A 17,314-nucleotide genomic window follows, 5' to 3' on the forward strand; every position below is an offset into this window, starting at 1 on the left:
CGCAATGTCCGGCGATCCCGCCCGTGCGGTCGCCGGTTTTTTCGATCCTCCGCCTGCGGGACCCTTGGGGGTCGCGGTCTCGGGGGGCTCCGACAGTCTCGCGCTTCTCCATCTGCTGCATGACTGGGCCTCGGGCTCGGGCCTCGCGCTTCATGCCGTCACCGTGGATCACGGGCTGCGCGCGGACTCGGCCGCAGAGGCCGCGTGCGTCGGCGAGATCGCGGGCCGTCTCGGCGTCCCGCACACGGTCCTGCACTGGACCGGCTGGGACGGAGCCGGCAATCTTTCCGATCGGGCACGCCGGGCGCGCTATGACCTGATGGCCGAATGGGCGCGCGGGGCCGGTGTGGCCGGGATCGCGCTCGGGCACACCGCTGACGATCAGGCCGAAACCCTGCTGATGCGCCTCGCGCGCGGCTCGGGCGTCGCCGGCCTGGCGGCGATGTCCCCCGGCCGCAGCCACGCGGGCGTCACCTTTCTCCGTCCTCTGCTCACTGTGCGGCGGGCCGAGCTGCGCCGCTATCTGGACGCGCGGGACCAGAAGTGGATCGAGGATCCGACGAACGAGGACATGCGCTTCGACCGGCCCAAGGCGCGCCGGGCCCTGCGGGAGCTCGAACCGCTCGGCCTGACGGTGGAGGCGCTGAACATGGTGGCCGGCAACATGGCCGCCCTGCGCAAGACCCTGGGCCATTACGCCGAGGCCGAGGCGCGCGCACATGTCCAGTTCGAGGCCGGCGACGTGCTGATCCCGTGCGCGGCCTTCGGTGCGATGCCGGGCGAGACCGCACGCCTGATCCTTCAGGCGGCGCTGCACTGGGTCTCGGGCGAGGAGTATCCGCCCCGGCGCGGCGGGATCCAGCGCCTCGTCGAGGCCATCGCGCGGGGCGAGGGGATGCCGCTGAGCGGCTGCCTGATCGCGATCCGCGACGATACGATCCGGATCTCGCGCGAACCTGCGGCCGTTGCCGAAACCGTCGCCGCGCCGGGCACGCTCTGGGACGGGCGCTGGCGCCTGACCGGCCCGTTCCGGCCGGGCGACCGCATCGCGGCGACGGGCGAGGCCGGTCTGCGGGCCTGCACCGAGTGGCGCGGGACAGGTCTGCCGCGCCGGACGCTGCTGGCCGCCCCCGCGGTCTGGCGGGACGGAGCGCTGCGCGCCGCCCCCCTGGCCGGGTTCGGCGCGGGCTTCTCGGCCGAGCTGTGCCGGAGCGCGGAAGATTACCATGCGACCTTCCGCACACATTGAACCTGTCGCCGCAAATCTTATTTTAGTTCGCAAGCGGGTGTGATAGGCCCCCGCCTATCCCCAATCTGGAGGAGTTTTCCTTGGGCAACGCGCGTCAATTCGCCTTTTGGGTCGTTCTGCTTCTGCTGATCGTGGCCCTGTTCAATCTGTTCAGCGGATCGGGTGGTACCCTCCAAAGCCGCGAGATCGCCTATTCCGACTTCGTCACCGCAGTCGAAAGCGGCAATGTCAGTTCGGTCACGCTCGACGGTGAGCAGGTGCGTTATCGCGGCACGGACGGTCAGGATTACGTGACCATCAAGCCCGAGGACGCGACGCTGACGGACACGCTGATCCAGAACGACATCCCCGTGACCGCGAAAAGCCAGGAAGAATCCGGGTTCCAGTCCTTCCTCGTCTCGCTTCTGCCGATCCTTCTGCTGATCGGCGTGTGGATCTATTTCATGAACCGCATGCAGGGCGGCGGCAAGGGCGGCGCGATGGGCTTTGGCAAGTCCAAGGCCAAGATGCTGACCGAAAAGCACGGCCGCGTGACCTTTGACGACGTTGCGGGCATCGACGAAGCCAAGGAAGAGCTGGAGGAGATCGTGGAATTCCTGCGCAACCCGCAGAAGTTCTCGCGCCTTGGCGGCAAGATCCCCAAGGGTGCGCTGCTGGTCGGCCCTCCGGGCACCGGTAAGACGCTGCTCGCGCGCGCCATCGCGGGCGAGGCGGGCGTGCCGTTCTTCACCATCTCCGGCTCGGACTTCGTCGAGATGTTCGTGGGCGTCGGCGCCTCCCGCGTGCGCGACATGTTCGAGCAGGCCAAGAAGAACGCGCCCTGTATCGTCTTCATCGACGAGATCGACGCCGTCGGCCGTCACCGTGGCGCGGGTTATGGCGGCGGCAACGACGAACGCGAACAGACGCTGAACCAGCTGCTGGTCGAGATGGACGGCTTTGAATCGAACGAGGGCGTCATCATCCTCGCCGCCACCAACCGCCGCGACGTGCTGGACCCCGCGCTGCTGCGTCCGGGCCGGTTCGACCGTCAGGTCACCGTGCCCAACCCCGACATCAAGGGGCGCGAGAAGATCCTTGGCGTCCATGCCCGCAAGACCCCCCTCGGCCCGGACGTCGATCTGCGCATCATCGCGCGCGGCACGCCCGGTTTCTCGGGCGCCGATCTCGCCAACCTCGTGAACGAGGCGGCGCTGATGGCCGCCCGTGTCGGCCGCCGCTTCGTCACCATGGTCGATTTCGAGAACGCCAAGGACAAGGTCATGATGGGGGCCGAACGACGCTCCATGGTCCTGACCCCAGACCAGAAGGAAAAGACCGCGTATCACGAGGCCGGTCACGCCGTGGTGGGCCTGACCCTGCCCAAGTGCGATCCGGTCTACAAGGCGACGATCATTCCGCGCGGCGGCGCGCTTGGCATGGTGGTTTCCCTGCCCGAGATCGACCGTCTGAACTGGCACAAGTCGGAATGCGAACAGAAGCTGGCGATGACCATGGCGGGCAAGGCCGCCGAGATCATCAAGTACGGCGAGGGCGACGTCTCGAACGGGCCCGCGGGCGACATCCAGCAGGCCTCGGCCCTGGCGCGCGCCATGGTCCTGAGGTGGGGCATGTCCGACAAGGTGGGCAATGTCGATTACGAACAGGCGCACGAAGGCTACATGGGCAACGGCGCCGGCGGCTTCTCGGTCTCGGCTCATACCAAGGAGCTGATCGAGGAAGAAGTGAAGCGCATGATCGAGGACGCCTACAACCACGCCTACAAGATCCTGACCGAACGGCAGGAAGAGTGGGAGCGGCTGGCCCAGGGGCTTCTGGAATACGAGACGCTGACCGGCGACGAGATCAAGCGGGTCATGAACGGCGAGCCGCCGAATTCCGAAGACGAGGACGAAGGCTCGGACGAGGGCAGCGCGCCCTCGGTCACCGCGATCCCCAAGACCAAGCCCAAGCCCAAGCCGGGCGGGTCCGGCGGGCTCGAGCCCGAACCGACAGCCTGACATCGACGCGAGGGCCGGACAGTGTTCCGGCCCTTTGTCTTGTTGCCGTCCGTCGTGCGGGATACCGTGGCATGCGCGACGAAGGGGGCGAGGGCATGACCGACTGGAACCCGCAGCAGTATTCTCGGTTCGCGGGGCTGAGACTGAGACCGGCGGTGGATCTCGTGATGCGACTGCCGGCACTTGCAGAGGGTGCGATCGTCGACCTCGGGTGCGGCAACGGGGGCGTGGGCCCGGTCTTGCGCACGCGGTTCCCCAATGCCCGTATCGTCGGGATCGACAGCTCGCCCGCCATGCTGGCCGAGGCCTGGAAGACCGGGGCCTACGACGCGCTTTCCGAAGAGGATATCGCAACCTGGCACCCCGGCAGCCCGCCCGAGATCATCTTTTCCAACGCCGCGCTGCACTGGCTGCCGGATCATCAAACGTTGGTGCCCTCCCTGGTGGACCGGCTCGCGCCGGGCGGGACGCTTGCGGTGCAGGTGCCGCATCAGAACCACGCCCCCTCGCATCGGCTCTGGCTCGACCTCGTGGCGCAGCATTTTCCCGGGCGCGTCGATCCCGACGCCATGCCCGGGATCCCCGACGCGCGCACCACCTGGGCGATCCTCGACGGTCTCGGGTCGGTCGCCATGTGGGAGACCGAGTACATGCAGCCCCTCGACGCCTCGGACGAGGCGCATCCCGTGCGGCTCTTCACCGCGTCGACCTTTGCGCGCCCTGTGCTTGAGGCCCTCGACCCCGAGGAACGCGACCGGATCGGTGCGCTCTACGACGAGGCCATGGAAACCGCCTATCCCCGCCGCCCGGACGGCACGGTGCTTTTCCCGTTCAAGCGGATGTTCTATACCCTGACGCGGCCCACCTGATCGCGAAAGGACGCCGGATGCCCGCCCTGAAGCTTACCGATTTCACCTGTCGCATCACCTGGCTGGGCCGCGTGGCGGATCGCGGCGCGGCCCTTACCTCGGCCCCGGTCGAGAGCCTTGCCGCCCGTTTCGACGGCCCGGAGGGCGAGGCGCACGGCGGGATCGACCGCCCCTCCTGCAGCCGGGTCCTTCACCTGCATCCGCGCGATACGACGATCCGGAATGTCCGCCAGTTCTCGATCCTGTCGGTCGAGGAACTCGCCCACATAGCCGCGACAATGGGGATCGTGGCTCTGCGCCCCGAATGGCTGGGCGCGACCATGGTGGTCGAGGGGCTCGAGGATTTCTCGCATCTTCCGCCCTCCTCCCGTCTGCAGGGGCCGGACGGGGTCACGCTGGTGGTGGACATGGCGAACCGCCCCTGCCACCTTCCCGCCCGCGTGATCGACGATCACCTGCCGGGCGTCGGCAAACGGTTCAAGACGGCGGCCAAGGGGCGTCGCGGCGTGACAGCTTGGGTCGAGCGCGAGGGTCGGTTGTCAGTGGGGGAGGAATTGCGCCTCGCGATCCCGGATCAACCGGTCTGGGCGCCTCTGGAAATGGCCGGGGCGCCGAAAAGCGCCCCGGAGCCGATCTTGATCAAATGAGGGCAAGCACGCCTGCCGCCAGGGTCAGCGTCAGGGCGAAACTCGCGTGAAAAACAACAGCAGCAGCTTTCATAATCAAACTCCAAAATCAGTCGAGGCCGGGGTGCGCGATGCGCCGATCCTCATGTCCCATCTTGCTGGGACAACGGCACCATACCACGGATGGTTCCCACACTTGACGTTTCGGATCGCATAAAACTGTTTCCGAATCGAAACATGAACGGGACGAATTCGGCCCGGAAAGGTCGGAATTGCCGCTTACCCCGGAATTCGGTTCCTCTATCCGTGGGATCATTGCCCACGAGGCCGCAGCCCCACAGTCAGGATGACCCCGCGATGACCTACCGCACCGATATCGAGATCGCCCGCGACGCCAAGAAGAAGCCCATCCAGGAGATCGGGGAAAAGCTGGGGATCCCTTCGGACCATCTGCTGCCCTACGGCCACGACAAGGCGAAGGTGGGGCAGGAGTTCATCGATTCGCTCGACGACCGCCCGAACGGCAAGCTGATCCTGGTGACGGCGATCAACCCGACACCGGCGGGCGAGGGCAAGACCACGACCACCGTGGGTCTCGGCGACGGGCTGAACCGCATCGGCAAGAAGGCCGCGATCTGCATCCGCGAGGCATCGCTCGGGCCGAACTTCGGCATGAAGGGCGGCGCGGCGGGCGGCGGGCTGGCGCAGGTGGTGCCGATGGAGGACATGAACCTTCATTTCACCGGCGACTTCCATGCCATCACCAGCGCCCACAACCTGCTGTCGGCGATGATCGACAACCACATCTACTGGGGCAACGACCTGGAAATCGACCAGCGCCGCGTGGTGTGGCGCCGGGTGCTGGACATGAACGACCGGGCCCTGCGCGACGTGGTCACCTCGCTCGGCGGCGTGGCCAACGGCTTTCCCCGGCAGTCGGGTTTCGACATCACCGTGGCCTCCGAGGTCATGGCGATCCTCTGCCTGTCGTCGGACCTGAAGGACCTGCAGAAGCGCCTGGGCGACATGATCGTCGCCTATCGCCGCGACCGCACGCCCGTCTACGCCCGCGACATCAAGGCCGACGGTGCGATGACCGTCCTGCTCAGGGACGCGATGCAGCCGAACCTGGTGCAGACGCTCGAGAACAACCCCGCCTTCGTGCACGGCGGCCCCTTCGCCAATATCGCGCATGGCTGCAATTCGGTCATCGCCACCAAGACGGCGCTGAAACTGGCCGACTACGTCGTGACCGAGGCCGGCTTCGGCGCGGACCTGGGCGCCGAGAAGTTCATGAACATCAAGTGCCGCAAGGCCGGCCTGGCGCCGGACGCGGTGGTGCTGGTCGCCACCGTCCGCGCCATGAAGATGAACGGCGGCGTCGCCAAGGTCGACCTGGGCGCCGAGAATGTCGAGGCGGTGCAGTCCGGCTGCCCCAACCTCGGCCGCCATATCGCCAACGTGAAGAGCTTCGGGGTCCCGGTCGTCGTGGCGATCAACCACTTCGTCACCGACACCGAGGCCGAGGTGCAGGCGGTCAAGGACTACGTGGCCGAGCAGGGGGCGGAGGCGATCCTCTGCCAGCACTGGGCCAAGGGCTCCGAGGGGGTCGCCGACCTCGCCACCCGCGTCGCCGAACTGGCCGACAGCGGCGTGTCGCAGTTCGCGCCGCTCTACCCCGACGGGATGCCGCTCTTCGAGAAGATCGAGACCATCGCCAAGCGCATCTACCGCGCCGACGAGGTGCTGGCGAACCAGTCCGTCCGCGACCAGCTCCGCGCCTGGGAGGATGCCGGCTACGGTCACCTCCCGGTCTGCATGGCCAAGACGCAGTACAGCTTCTCGACCGACCCGAACCTGCGCGGTGCGCCGACCGGCCACAGCGTGCCTGTGCGCGAAGTGCGGCTCTCGGCCGGGGCCGGCTTTATCGTGGTGATCTGCGGTGACATCATGACCATGCCGGGCCTGCCGCGCGTACCATCGGCCGAGAACATCATGCTGAACGACGCGGGCGAGGTCGAAGGCCTGTTCTGACGGTCGCGCGACGCGCGGGCCCTGCGGGGCCCGACGCCCCACCCGCCGTCCCGCCCGCCGTCCCTCCGGCGCAGCGTCATCCCCGGGCTTGACCCGGGGATCCTCCGGCGCCACAACCCCGGCAAACCGACATCCGCAAAGGACCCAGACGCATGACCGCAGAGATCCTCGACGGCAAGGCCTTCGGCGCCAAGATCCGCGCCAGGGTGGCCGACCATGTGGCGCGCCTCGTCGCCGACCATGATCTGCGCCCCGGCCTCGCCGTGGTTCTGGTCGGAGAGGATCCGGCCAGCCAGGTCTATGTCCGCAACAAGGGCATCGCCACCAAGGAAGCCGGCATGAAATCGGTCGAGCACAAGCTGCCCGCCGACACGACCGAGGCCGATCTCTACGCCCTCATCGACGAGCTGAACGCCGATCCGACGATCCACGGCATCCTCGTCCAGTTCCCCGTGCCCGATCAGCTCTCCGAACGCGACATCGTCGCCCGCATCGATCCCGCCAAGGACGTCGACGGGCTCTCGGTGACCAATGCGGGCCTGCTGGCCAGCGGGCAGCGCGCGATGGTCTCCTGCACGCCGCTCGGCTGCCTCATGCTCCTGCGCGAGACTCTGGGGTCGCTCTCCGGCAAGGACGCCGTGGTGATCGGCCGCTCGAACCTCGTGGGCAAGCCGATGGCGCAGCTCCTCCTGCGCGACAGCTGTACGGTGACGATCGCCCATTCCCGCACCGCCGATATTGCCGAGACCGTCCGCCGCGCCGATATCGTCGTGGCCGCCGTCGGCCGGCCGCGGATGGTCCCCGGCGACTGGATCAAGCCCGGCGCCTGCGTCATCGACGTCGGCATCAACCGCATCCCCGCGCCGGAGAAGGGCGAGGGCAAGACCCGCCTCGTGGGCGATGTCGACTTCGACAGCGCGAGGGAGGTCGCGGGCCAGATCACCCCGGTCCCCGGCGGCGTCGGCCCCCTGACCATCGCCTGCCTCCTGGCCAACACGGTGACGGCGGCCTGCCGGATCAACGGGCTCGACGAACCCGAGGGGCTGACGGCCTAGGTTCCCACCATCGTGCCCTGCAGGATGGCCACGTCCCGCGCAACGCCGTCGGTGTAGGCGGCCACGGTCGCGGTCACCACGATCAGCCGCCGCCCCGGCTTGATCACCCGGCCTGTGGCGATCAGGTGGTCCCCCGCCGCCGGCGCCAGCAGGTTGATCTTGATCTCCGCCGTCACCACCGCCGCATCCTCGGGCAGGTAGGTCGCCGCCGCGAACCCCGCCGCCGTATCGCCGAGCGCGAAGGTCAGCGCGGCATGGCCGTGCCCGGTATGCTGAAGCGCCAGCGGCAGGATCGGTGCCCTGAGCACCACCTCGCCCTGCAGGACCGAGACGACCTCGGCCCCGAAGGTCTGCATCATCGCCTGTGTCTCGAAACTCGCCCTGATCCGCTTCTCCAGCGCCTGATCCATCCTGCCCTCCGATCCGAACCGCCTATCCATGCTCCGGCCATACACCGCGCGGCCGGGGCCGTCACCTCCGCGGCATCGGGATCGCGCGGGCCTGACGTCCGGTCAGGATCGCCAGCGCCTCCGGCCGCATCAGCCCCGTCAGCGCCGGGTCGCTGGTCCGAAGCCCGCCGGTGTAGGTGCCGTAGGCCGGCAGGATCAGACGGTCGCGGTCCAGCAGGAAACAGGCCCGGCTGACCGAGGCGATGCGCGCCTTGGGATGATAGTGCCCCGAAATCTCGCCCCGCGCCCCGGCCGCCGCGATATGACGCAGCACCAGCGGTCCGGCACGCATCTCCCCCAGATGCGCCCCGCCGAGCGCCACAGGCCCCGGATCGTGATTGCCCTCGATCCAGACCCAACTCAGCCCCGCCTGCAACCGCACCAGCCAGTCGGTGATCGCCTCCGGCAACCCCCGGACAGCCGCCGAATCGTCGAAACTGTCGCCCAGGCAGACCACCTCGCGCGGATCGCAGGCGGCGATATCCGCCTCCAGCCGCTCCAGCGTCTCGAAACTCTCGTAGGGCGGGAGGGAGGCCCCGCCCAGCCGCGCCATCCGCTCCGACCTGCCCAGGTGCAGGTCCGAGACGACCAGCATGCGCCGCTCCGGCCACCACAAGGCCCCGGAACCGACCGCCACCAGGTCCGTCCCGCAGAACCCGAAACGATGGCCACCCGCCACTGCCCGTTCGGATATCGCGCCGCGCCCCTGCTTCATCTTGCCGAAAATACTCCGGGGTGAATTGGCCGGCACGGCCAAGAGGGGCAGCGCCCCTCCATGCCGGGATCGAACGTCCTCACGACAGACCCGCCTCGGCCATCAGCCGCTCCGCCTCTTCCTCGACCAGCCGTTCGCGTCCCATGCCCTCCACCGGAACCTTGCCGACCTCGAGGAACAGCGGCGCGGCGAGGGGTGTCACGCGGTCCAGCCGGACCACGTCGATCCGGCCCTCGACCCGCGCCAGCATCTCCTCGATCCGGCCGAAATCCACGAGGCCCCGCATCGCCTCTTCTCGCGTGATGTTCAGCAGAAGGTGGTCGGGGTCGTACTTGACCAGCGTGTCATAGAGGATATCCGAGGAAAAGGTCGCCTGCCGGCCGCTCTTGCGCGCCTGGGGCGCGTTCCGCTGCAGAAGCTGCGCGATATGGGCGGCCACGCGGAAGGTCCGCTTCATAACGGCATTGCCGGCCAGCCAGCGGTCCAGCCCGTCATGCAGCGCCGCCCGGTCCAGCAGCGGCGCCGGGTCGGTCACCGCCTCGAGCCCCCAGATTAGCGTCGCGTAGTCGGACGAGACGAAGCCCAGCGGGGCCAGCCCCATCTCTTCCATCCTCTTCGTCAGGATCAGTCCCAGCGTCTGCTGCGCGTTCCGCCCGGCGAAGCCGTAGAGGCAGAGTTGCTCGCGCCCCTCGAAGGGAAAGCTCTCGACCAGCAGCCGCCCGGGCTGGGGCAGGGCCGAGATCTCGCGCTGCAGGGCCAGCCATTCCGCCGTGTGGCGCGGCAATCCGGGCCAGTTCTCCTGCTGGAACATCCGCAGGATGCGGTGCGACAGCTGCGTCGAGGTGGCGAACTTGGTGCCCGAGAAGACGGCGATCTTGGGCTTTCTCACGCTGGCCCGCGTCACCTCGACCACCATCTCCTTCAGCCCCTCGTAGCGCACGATGCGCCCGCCGATCAGGAAGGTGTCGCCCCGGTTCAGCTGCGCCGCGAAATGCTCCTCGACCTCGCCCAGGGGCCGTCCGCCGCCGAACCGCATCCGCACCTTGAGCTTGTCGCTGTCGTGAATGGTCCCGAGGTTCATCCGGATCAGCTGCGCGGCGCGCGGATCGCGCAGATGCCAGCGTCCCTCGGTATCCTGCATCAGCCGCTGCCACCGGTCATAGGCCCTGAGCGCATAGCCTCCGGTCGCGCAATACTCGAGGCAGTCGTCGAACTGCGCGCGGCCGAGGCCGGAATAGGCGCCTGCGGTCTTCACCTCGTCGAACAGGGCATCGGCGTCGAACGGCCCGGCGCAGGCCGTGGCGAGGATATGCTGGCACAGCACGTCCCGCGGCCCCGGGCCGCGCGGCTCGCCGTCGAGGTCATGTTCCTTCACCGCCTCCAGCGCCGCCACGCATTCCACCACCTCGAACCGGTTCGCCGGCACCAGCAGCGCCTTCGAGGGCGCGTTGTAGCGGTGGTTGGCCCGCCCGATCCGCTGCACCAGCCGTTTCACGTTTTTGGGTGCACCGACCTGGATGACGAGGTCCACGTCGCCCCAGTCGATCCCGAGGTCGAGCGATCCGGTACAGACCACCGCCCGCAGCCGTCCCTGCACCATCGCCGCCTCGACCCGTTCCCGCTGCTCCCGGTCGAGCGATCCGTGGTGGATCCCGATGGGCAGCCCGTCCTCGTTCGCGAGCCACAGGTTGTGAAAGAAGATCTCGGCCTGGGCCCGGGTGTTGTGAAAGATCAGGGTGGTCCGGTGCCGTCGGACCTCATCGAGGATCGCGGGGATGGCATAGGCGCCGCCGCCGCCCGACCACGGCGGCCGTGCCTCGGTCTCGAGCATCCGGATCTCCGGATCCGGCCCCGGATCCGCCTGCAGGATCGGGCAGGGGTCGGGATGGCGCGCCAGCAGATGCGCGATGGCCCCGGGGTCCTCGACGGTGGCGGACAGCCCGACCCGCCGCATCTCCGGGCTCAGCCGCTGCAACCGCGCCATCGCCAGCCATAGCTGATCGCCCCGCTTGCTTTCCGCCAGCGCGTGGATTTCGTCCACCACGATCCGTCTGAGGCCGGCGAAGGTCCGCGCGGCATCCTCGTAAGAGGTCATCAGCGCCAGGCTTTCCGGCGTGGTCAGCAGGATATGCGGCGGATCGGCGCGCTGCCGCCTCTTGCGCGAGGAGGGCGTGTCGCCCGTGCGATCCTCGACCCTGATCGGCAGCCCCATCTCCGAGATCGGCGTGGACAGGTTCCGCCGGATGTCAGCCGCCAGCGCCTTGAGCGGCGAGACATAAAGCGTGTGCAGCCCCTCATGCCCGCCGGCGGACAACTCGGCGAGCGTGGGCAGGAATCCCGCCAGGGTCTTGCCGCCGCCCGTGGGGGCGATCAGCAGTAACGACGGCTCGTGCGAGCGGGCCATCATCTCTTCCTGGTGCGGATGGATCTCCCAGCCGCGCGCGGCGAACCAGTCGTGAAACTTCGGGGGCAGGGCGGGGGCGAACATAACGTGAATATAGATGCCCCGTCCGCCCCGGCGAGGTCAATCCATGTATTTCGAAAGACCCTGACGCAATTCGGCGATTTCGTCGCGGAACCTGGCGGGCGCGGTGCTGCCCAGTTCGTCCTGCCAGAGCGACAGGCGATTGAGCAGCGGTGTCAGCGTGGCCAGTTCGTCTTCGGTCCAGTCCGACAGGAACGAGCCGAGGATCAGGAACTTGATCGTCCGCACCGCCGTCACCACCGCCGTTCCCTTTTCGGTCAGCGTCACGATCGTGCGGCGCGCATCCTGCTGGCTGACGGCCCGGGCGGCATAGCCCTCGGAGATCAGCTCGGTCACCAGTCGCGAGGCGCGCGAGGGGTCGATCCCGAGGCGCGCGGCGATGGTGGCGACCATGGTCTCGCCTTCGCTCGCCGTCTCGAATTCGTTCGACGGCGCCCAGATCGCGATCATCACGTCGAGCTTGGGCAGATCGATGGGCAGTCCCAGTTCCTGCACGGCCATCTGCCCCAGTTCGCGCTTCTGGACGCGCCTCCGCCATGCCTGCAGGATGGCGTCGAGTTCCAGCGCATGGTCCGTGGTGTCCTCGGCCACGCCGAACCTGCTCAGAACCTGCTTCATTTCATCGTCGCGCGCGCCTATGGCCTGATCCTCCCTGTCCGGAATGCGTGCTATTGACATGTATATGTGAGCGGCACATATAAGTCACCACGTGCCGAACGCTCTTCAGCCCCTTTTCTCCGGGTTCGCACCATTTCGCCATAGCAAATTGGCGCCAGGACCATCATGCCGAGCAAGACAGAACATCCCGTGACCCCGCCCCCCGACCTTCCCGGTCCGGACGCGGCGACGCTCCGCGTGCTCCTGATCACGGTGGCCACGACGCTGTTCCTCGCCTCGACGGGCAACACGATCGTGACGACTGCCCTGCCGCGCATCGTCAGCGATCTGGGCGGGTTGGCCTATATCTCGTGGGTGGTGACGGCGTTCCTGCTGGCCTCGACCGTGGGCGCCCCTATCGCCGGCAAGTTGGGCGACATGTACGGCCGCAAGATCGTGCTGCAGGTGGCCATCGGCGTCTTTCTTCTGGGCGGCCTGATCTGCGGCGTGGCCCGGTCCATGGAGGTGCTGATCGCCGGCCGCTTCGTGCAGGGGCTGGGCGGCGGCGCGCTGATCGTCGTCTCGATGGCGGTGGTGGCCGATGTCCTGCCGCCGCGGGAACGGGGCCGGGTGCAGGGCGCCCTGTCCAGCGTCTTCGGCTTTTCCACGGTGGTCGGTCCGCTGATCGGCGGATTCCTCGTGCAGACGGTCGGTTGGCACTGGATCTTCTTCGTCAACTTTCCCATCGGCGTCGTGGCCTTCGTCATCCTGACGCGCACGCTGAAATCGAGTACCGAGAAGGTGCCGCACAAGATGGATTTCGTCGGCTCGGCCCTGTTGCTGATCCTGCTGTCCTCGGTCGTGCTGATCGCCAACCTGGCCGGCTCGGTCTATGCCTGGACCTCGCTGACGGTCCTGTTCCTGCTGGCCCTCGCGCCGATGGCGCTGGTCGGCTTCGTCTCGGCCGAGCGCCGCGCGGCGGAACCGGTGATGCCGCTCGACCTGTTCCGCATCAGGAATTTCCAGGCCGCGAACAGCGTCAACTTTCTCGTCGGGATGGCCATGTTCGGCACGATCGCCTTCATCCCGATGTTCCTGCAGGTGGTCAAGCACGTCGGCCCGGTGAGCAGCGGGCTCTACCTCGTCGCGATGATGGGCGGGCTGATCGGCACCTCGTTCGCCGCCGGGCGGGTGATTTCCTCGACCGGCCGGTACAAGGTCATGCCCACGGTCTCGACTGCCGTGCTGGCCGGGGCGATGCTGCTGCTGACCACCATCAACCCCGAGACGCCGCTCGCGGTCATCACGCTCTATCTGTTTCTCGTGGGGGCGGGCATCGGCCCGACCATGAGCGTCGGGATCGTGTCGATCCAGTCCGCCGTCCCGCGCGAGCATCTGGGCGTCGGAACGGCGAGCGCCAACATGTTCCGGCTGATCGGCGGCGCGATCGGCACCTCGGTCTTCGGCGCGCTCTTCACGCTCGGCCTCGGCCGGCACGTCCAGCCCCTGATGCCGCAGGTCCAGGAGGTGCGCGAACTCACCAGTGCGATGGTCGACCGGCTCGAGCCGGCGGCGCAGGCCGCTGTCCTGCAGGGGTTCAGCGATGCGCTGATGCCGGTCTATTTCGTCGGAGCGGCGGTGGCCGCCATTGCCTGCCTGGCCTCGACCCGGCTGGTGGAACTGCCGCTGGGCCCGGTGCCGCGCGACCGGCGCGGAACGCCGGCCGAATAGCGCGGTCGGCCCCGGCTATTTCACGATCTCTTCGTGCTTGACGAACATGTTGCCCCAGGCGCGGTCGATCAGGTCGGGCGTCATCTGATAGGGAAGCCCCTCGAACTCGCAGATCGAAATCATCTGGTCGATCAGGAAGACCGGCTGGTAGTTGGCGAAGTTGTTGTCGATCGTCGGGTATTTCTTCTTTAGCAGATGCACCAGCGCCCCTTCGTCCAGCGGCATCTTTCTCTTGCGGGCGACGAGCGCGAAGATCTTGAGAAAGTTCTCCTGCGTGGGGCCGTCGATCTTGATCTTGAAGAAGATCCGGCGCAGCGCGGCCTGATCGAAGATTTCGTTCGGGTGATAGTTGGTCGAAAAGATCACCAGCGTGTCGAAGGGTACCTCGAATTTTTCGCCGGATTGGAGCGATAGGATGTCCTTGCCCTCTTCCAGCGGCACGATCCACCGGTTGATCAGCGACTGCGGCGGTTCCGCCTGGCGTCCGAGGTCGTCGACGATGAAGACCCCGCCGGTCGCCTTCATCTGCAGGGGGGCCTGATAGGTACGCGCGACGCTGTTGTAATTCAGGTCGAGCATCGACAGCGTCAGCTCGCCCCCGGTGATCACGGTGGGGCGCTCGCAGCGGACATAGCGGCTGTCGAACCGGTTGCCCGAGCGGCGCAGCGCGGTCGGGTCGTCCACTTGTTCCTCGGCCGCGGAATGGACGACCGGGTCGTAGACGGTGATCACCTGGCCGGAATATTCCACCGCGCGCGGCACGTATATCTTGTCGCCCAGGGCGTCGCGTATCCCGTTCGCGATCGATGACTTGCCGTTGCCGGGCGGGCCGTACATCAGGATCGACCGGCCCGAACTGACGGCAGGGCCGAGGTTCGATATCAGGTCGCCGGGCAGCACGAGGTGGCCCATGGACGAGGTGAGCTGTTCGCGCGAGATCTGGATGTCGCGGATCGACTGGCGGCGGATCTGCTGTTGATAGATGTGCAGCGGCACGGGCATGGCGCCGAAATATTCGGACTGCGACAGGGCATCCAGAGCCCGCGCCTTGCCGTTGTCGGTCAGTTGATAGCCCATTTCCTGGTTCGAGGTCGCCTTGAGCGTCCCCGTCGCCTCGAGCAGCAGCTGTTCCCGCGCGAGATCGACCAGTTCCTGCGTCACGTTTCCGGGCAGACAGACCGCCGCGGCAATTTTCGAGAGCTTGTCGACGCTCTTGCGGAACATCGTCTTGATGAGAATGTCGCGCGCCATCACGACCGGAAGCTCAAGCTCTTCCAGCGTCCGCGGTGGCGGCGGGGCAACGACCGCCGTCGATACCTGCATGTTCATTGGCTTCTGCTCTTACGTCCTTGTTGTTCAATCATAACGTGTTTCGAATCGGCCTTCCATGAATTTTCCATGCAACAATCAGTTTCGGCTGATAACGTGGAGGAAAAACGAACCGGGGTCGCGGCGTGGCAGGCGAAAAGCTTCGAATTTTAATGACCGGCGCGGCGGTGTTCGCAATTTATGCAGCGCTGACGCTGATTGGCGGCGCCTTTCGCTTCACCAGCCATGAGGCGGACATGATCCACCTCGTCGAATTGGTCCTCCGGGTCTCGGCCGGTGCGGTTCCCCATCTCGATTTCATGACGCCGATCGGCCATTGGGCAATCTTGCCCATGGCCCTGCTGCACCGCGCCGGTGTGGGCCTCGGATATGCGATGATCTCATCACAAGTCCTTGTCGCAGCCGCATTATTCCCGGTCTGTGCCTGGCTGTCGTTGACCCGCCTGACCCTGCGGCAATCCCTGGCCCTGTTCCTCGTCGTCATGGGGCTGTGCATGGCAATGGTCTTCGGTTCGGCGGATCCGCTGATCTCTCTGTCGATGCACTACAATCGCTGGTGCTGGGCCGCGTCTATTCTGGTCGTGATCGCGGTGCTGATCCCCCCGCGCACGCCGGGCACGGGTTATGTGGACGGAATTGCCGTAGGGGCACTGATGGCGGCCATGGCCATGACCAAAGTCACCTTCGCCATTGCATTGGCGGCGCCTGTTATATTCGCACTGTTGCGCGGGGGCCGCAGTCCTGACCTGTTCGTCGCATTCGCGGCGGCATTTGCAATGCTTCTGGCAGTCACTTTATTCCACGGAGCGGAATTCTGGTGGGCCTATGCGGCGGATCTGCTGGCCGTCACGGGATCGGAAAACCGCCCGATGCCGTCGGCCCACTGGCGGGCGCTGCTGCTGTCCCCGGCCGGTACGCCGGTGACGGCGGCGGTGCTCTTCGGCCTGTGGTGTCTGAGCAAGGGGGGGCGGCGCGACCTTGCGGCGATGCTCTTGCTCTTCTACCCGGCCTTCGTCTTCATAACGTGGCAGAATTTCGGGAACGATCCGGTCTGGCTGCTGGCCCTGGCCCTCGTTCTCTGGGTGGTCTCGGACGGCCTGACAGGCCCCGCGCGCCTCTTGTCGCGAGGCACGGCGCTGGTGGCGACGGTGCTAATCCTGCCGGCGGCGATCAACATGCTCTACAGCCCGGTGCGCCATCTCATGCTGGCCGACGATGGGTTCCGGCCGATGCTGGAATCCCATCCCGACCTGCGCATGGCCACCGCCCGGGGCGAGGGGGCGTGGGTCAAGCAAACGGTCATCTTTCCGCAGAAGACCGAGCCGACCGTGTTCCGGGGCGAGACGCTTGCCGAATGCGAGCTTTCGGGGGGTCTGGTGGCGCGCCTGGAGCGGGATGCGGCGGCGCTCGTCTCACTGGCGCCCGAGCTCGACCGGCAGCCGCTGGTGGCAGACCTGTTCAGCCCCCACTGGCTCTTTTCCGATCTGCGGCCATTGGCCGGAGGCGCGCCGTGGTACTACGACGGGCTGCCGGGGCTGGCCGAGGCGGCCCATGTGCTCGTCCCCGCCTGTCCCGCCGACATCCGGGCGCGCCGGCACGTTCTGAGGCTGCTTGTCGAGGCGGGGGTCATCCTGCGCGCAATCGGCGAGACGCCGGATTTCAAGCTCTACCGGATCGAGCGTCAGGAAAAGGCCGCCAGCGCGACATAGAGCGTCAGCGCGGTCGAGAGCGCCGTTCCCATCGGGAAGTCCCGCGATCTCTCCCAGCTTTCCCAGTCCGGGGCGAGCCGCCTGAGTGCGGTGTGCTTGGCCGCGCGATGCGTGGCGAAGGCGGCGAGCATCGTCGCCGCAAGGAGCATGAACATCAGCCTAAGATCGACCAGCGCCACATAGGGGGCGGCGGCGGCGAGGAACTTGGCGTCTCCGGCCCCCATCACGCCGGCGACGGTCAGTGCAAAGCCCAGCACGAGCACCACGACGAGATGCACCAGACGCCAGCCGTAGATCTCGAACGGCAAGACGAACGGCCCCAGCACGACGAAGACCAGCGCCAGCGTCACCACGCTGGCGTTGGGGATCCGCATCCCCTTGAGGTCGGTCCAGGAAACATAGAGCCCGATCAGCAGGACGAAGGGCAGGAAGAGCCGGGCCGCGACCGGGTCGAGGCCGAGCATGG

At 67.2% G+C, this 17,314-nt stretch carries 14 protein-coding genes; 8 read left to right on the forward strand and 6 right to left on the reverse strand.

From position 1 onward, the window contains the following. The first annotated feature begins 4 nt into the window (after window positions 1-4). From tilS to folD, 6 genes are all read left to right on the forward strand, one after another. Window positions 5-1,249 carry a tRNA lysidine(34) synthetase TilS gene (gene tilS, locus OB2597_RS19505; RefSeq protein WP_009807344.1) on the forward strand — a complete coding sequence of 415 codons (1,245 nt, stop codon included), beginning with the start codon at window positions 5-7 and terminating at the stop codon, window positions 1,247-1,249. 80 nt (window positions 1,250-1,329) lie between these two features. Next, on the forward strand, window positions 1,330-3,249 hold the full coding sequence (ftsH, locus tag OB2597_RS19510) for an ATP-dependent zinc metalloprotease FtsH (protein ID WP_009807345.1): 1,920 nt from the start codon (window positions 1,330-1,332) through the stop codon (window positions 3,247-3,249). A gap of 71 nt (window positions 3,250-3,320) precedes the next feature. Beyond that, window positions 3,321-4,118, forward strand: a complete 798-nt coding sequence (locus tag OB2597_RS19515; protein ID WP_009807346.1) for a methyltransferase domain-containing protein — start codon at window positions 3,321-3,323, stop codon at window positions 4,116-4,118. 17 nt (window positions 4,119-4,135) lie between these two features. Then, window positions 4,136-4,765: an MOSC domain-containing protein gene (locus OB2597_RS19520; protein WP_009807347.1), complete on the forward strand. Its 630-nt coding sequence runs from the start codon at window positions 4,136-4,138 to the stop codon at window positions 4,763-4,765. A 336-nt stretch (window positions 4,766-5,101) separates the two neighbouring features. Next, a complete protein-coding gene (locus OB2597_RS19525) occupies window positions 5,102-6,778 on the forward strand; it encodes a formate--tetrahydrofolate ligase (RefSeq protein WP_009807348.1) in 1,677 nt (558 codons plus the stop codon). Window positions 6,779-6,930: 152 nt separating this feature from the next. Next, window positions 6,931-7,833 carry a bifunctional methylenetetrahydrofolate dehydrogenase/methenyltetrahydrofolate cyclohydrolase FolD gene (gene folD, locus OB2597_RS19530; RefSeq protein ID WP_009807349.1) on the forward strand — a complete coding sequence of 301 codons (903 nt, stop codon included), beginning with the start codon at window positions 6,931-6,933 and terminating at the stop codon, window positions 7,831-7,833. Here folD and OB2597_RS19535 read toward each other — a convergent pair. The 4 genes from OB2597_RS19535 to OB2597_RS19550 all read right to left on the reverse strand — a co-directional run bounded on the left by OB2597_RS19535 (window position 7,830) and on the right by OB2597_RS19550 (window position 12,100). Further along, window positions 7,830-8,243, reverse strand: coding sequence for a PaaI family thioesterase (locus tag OB2597_RS19535; protein ID WP_009807350.1), 414 nt, complete (start codon window positions 8,241-8,243; stop codon window positions 7,830-7,832). The two genes, folD and OB2597_RS19535, sit on opposite strands and share 4 nt — an antisense overlap. A gap of 61 nt (window positions 8,244-8,304) precedes the next feature. Then, a complete protein-coding gene (pdeM, locus tag OB2597_RS19540) occupies window positions 8,305-8,997 on the reverse strand; it encodes a ligase-associated DNA damage response endonuclease PdeM (protein ID WP_009807351.1) in 693 nt (230 codons plus the stop codon). A 79-nt stretch (window positions 8,998-9,076) separates the two neighbouring features. Then, the gene (locus OB2597_RS19545) at window positions 9,077-11,485 is read right to left on the reverse strand and encodes a ligase-associated DNA damage response DEXH box helicase (protein ID WP_009807352.1); all 2,409 of its coding nucleotides are present in this window, start codon (window positions 11,483-11,485) and stop codon (window positions 9,077-9,079) included. A 36-nt stretch (window positions 11,486-11,521) separates the two neighbouring features. After that, window positions 11,522-12,100, reverse strand: coding sequence for a MarR family winged helix-turn-helix transcriptional regulator (locus OB2597_RS19550; protein ID WP_009807353.1), 579 nt, complete (start codon window positions 12,098-12,100; stop codon window positions 11,522-11,524). A 165-nt stretch (window positions 12,101-12,265) separates the two neighbouring features. Between OB2597_RS19550 and OB2597_RS19555 the strand changes: the two genes are divergently transcribed. Beyond that, window positions 12,266-13,810 carry an MDR family MFS transporter gene (locus OB2597_RS19555; RefSeq protein WP_009807354.1) on the forward strand — a complete coding sequence of 515 codons (1,545 nt, stop codon included), beginning with the start codon at window positions 12,266-12,268 and terminating at the stop codon, window positions 13,808-13,810. A 15-nt stretch (window positions 13,811-13,825) separates the two neighbouring features. On the opposite strand, the gene OB2597_RS19560 is transcribed toward OB2597_RS19555, so the two are convergent. Further along, window positions 13,826-15,139: an ATPase gene (locus OB2597_RS19560; protein ID WP_009807355.1), complete on the reverse strand. Its 1,314-nt coding sequence runs from the start codon at window positions 15,137-15,139 to the stop codon at window positions 13,826-13,828. Between the two features lie 167 nt (window positions 15,140-15,306). Between OB2597_RS19560 and OB2597_RS19565 the strand changes: the two genes are divergently transcribed. Beyond that, complete coding sequence (locus OB2597_RS19565) at window positions 15,307-16,848, forward strand: hypothetical protein (RefSeq protein ID WP_148234766.1); 1,542 nt, start codon at window positions 15,307-15,309, stop codon at window positions 16,846-16,848. Here OB2597_RS19565 and OB2597_RS19570 read toward each other — a convergent pair. Further along, window positions 16,821-17,312: a prepilin peptidase gene (locus OB2597_RS19570; protein WP_009807357.1), complete on the reverse strand. Its 492-nt coding sequence runs from the start codon at window positions 17,310-17,312 to the stop codon at window positions 16,821-16,823. The two genes, OB2597_RS19565 and OB2597_RS19570, sit on opposite strands and share 28 nt — an antisense overlap. Between the last annotated feature and the right edge of the window lie 2 nt (window positions 17,313-17,314).

The sequence above is a fragment of the Pseudooceanicola batsensis HTCC2597 genome, from assembly GCF_000152725.1.
Lineage (GTDB): Bacteria > Pseudomonadota > Alphaproteobacteria > Rhodobacterales > Rhodobacteraceae > Pseudooceanicola > Pseudooceanicola batsensis.

Bases quoted from the DNA above. Each gene is read 5' to 3' on its own strand.
- tilS (WP_009807344.1), top strand. From the start codon at position 5: ATGTCCGGCGATCCCGCCCGTGCGGTCGCCGGTTTTTTCGATCCTCCG.
- OB2597_RS19515 (WP_009807346.1), top strand. From the start codon at position 3,321: ATGCGCGACGAAGGGGGCGAGGGCATGACCGACTGGAACCCGCAGCAG.
- OB2597_RS19520 (WP_009807347.1), top strand. From the start codon at position 4,136: ATGCCCGCCCTGAAGCTTACCGATTTCACCTGTCGCATCACCTGGCTG.
- OB2597_RS19525 (WP_009807348.1), top strand. From the start codon at position 5,102: ATGACCTACCGCACCGATATCGAGATCGCCCGCGACGCCAAGAAGAAG.
- folD (WP_009807349.1), top strand. From the start codon at position 6,931: ATGACCGCAGAGATCCTCGACGGCAAGGCCTTCGGCGCCAAGATCCGC.
- OB2597_RS19535 (WP_009807350.1), bottom strand. From the start codon at position 8,243: ATGGATCAGGCGCTGGAGAAGCGGATCAGGGCGAGTTTCGAGACACAG.
- pdeM (WP_009807351.1), bottom strand. From the start codon at position 8,997: ATGAAGCAGGGGCGCGGCGCGATATCCGAACGGGCAGTGGCGGGTGGC.
- OB2597_RS19545 (WP_009807352.1), bottom strand. From the start codon at position 11,485: ATGTTCGCCCCCGCCCTGCCCCCGAAGTTTCACGACTGGTTCGCCGCG.
- OB2597_RS19550 (WP_009807353.1), bottom strand. From the start codon at position 12,100: ATGAAGCAGGTTCTGAGCAGGTTCGGCGTGGCCGAGGACACCACGGAC.
- OB2597_RS19555 (WP_009807354.1), top strand. From the start codon at position 12,266: ATGCCGAGCAAGACAGAACATCCCGTGACCCCGCCCCCCGACCTTCCC.
- OB2597_RS19560 (WP_009807355.1), bottom strand. From the start codon at position 15,139: ATGAACATGCAGGTATCGACGGCGGTCGTTGCCCCGCCGCCACCGCGG.
- OB2597_RS19570 (WP_009807357.1), bottom strand. From the start codon at position 17,312: ATGCTCGGCCTCGACCCGGTCGCGGCCCGGCTCTTCCTGCCCTTCGTC.